Below are 773 nucleotides of genomic sequence, written 5' to 3'. Positions count from 1 at the left end.
GTGACGCCTTCGATGAAGTAGCGTTGGAGGAAGAAGAACAGGGCGATGATGGGTGCGATCACCGCCGCGGATGCGGCCATCAGGTAGCCCCACTGCGCGGTGTAGACGCTCTGGAACGACGCCAGGCCGAGCGCGAGCGTGTAGTTCTCCTCGCTGCTCAGGTAGAGCAACGGGTTGAGGAAGTCGTTCCACGTCCCGATGAACGTGAAGATCGTCACCACGACCAGGGCTGGCCTCGAGAGCGGCAGGATGATCGTCCAGAAGACCTTCCACGGCGACGCGCCGTCGATGTAGGCCGCCTCGTCGAGTTCGAACGGAATCGTCAGGAAGAACTGCCGCAGCAGGAAGATACTGAACACGCCACCACCCGCGCCGCCGAAGAACGCCGGGACCGTGAGCGGCACGAACGTGTCCAACGCGCCGAGAGTCCGCCACATGACGAAGGTCGGGATCAGCGTCACGGCATACGGCAGCATCACACTGCTGAGCAGAACCGCGAAGACGACGTTGCGTCCCCGCCACCGCAGCCGTGCGAAACTGAACCCCGCGACCGCGCAGGTCAAAACGGTGCCGATCACCGTGAAGACCTCGATGATCATCGTGTTGAGGAAGTACCGGGCGAATGGCTGCGCGGTGAGTGCGCCGGAGAAGTTGGCCCACTCGAAGGGGTTCGGAATCCACTCCGGGGGTGCGATGAAGATCTGGTTGTCACCCATCAGCGCGCTGCGGATCAACCAGACGAACGGCAGCATCGTCGGCACCGCACCAAGGAC

The 773-nt window shown here is 63.0% G+C and carries 1 protein-coding gene; it reads right to left on the bottom strand.

The window, feature by feature from the left end; genetic code table 11:
• Positions 1-773 (bottom strand): carbohydrate ABC transporter permease (locus ABN028_RS35215; protein ID WP_349699674.1); only part of this gene is annotated, 773 nt, incomplete at both ends.

The sequence above is a fragment of the Actinopolymorpha sp. B17G11 genome (assembly GCF_040196095.1).
Classification (GTDB): domain Bacteria; phylum Actinomycetota; class Actinomycetes; order Propionibacteriales; family Actinopolymorphaceae; genus Thermasporomyces.
This window is presented reverse-complemented; position numbering and strand designations above follow the sequence as displayed.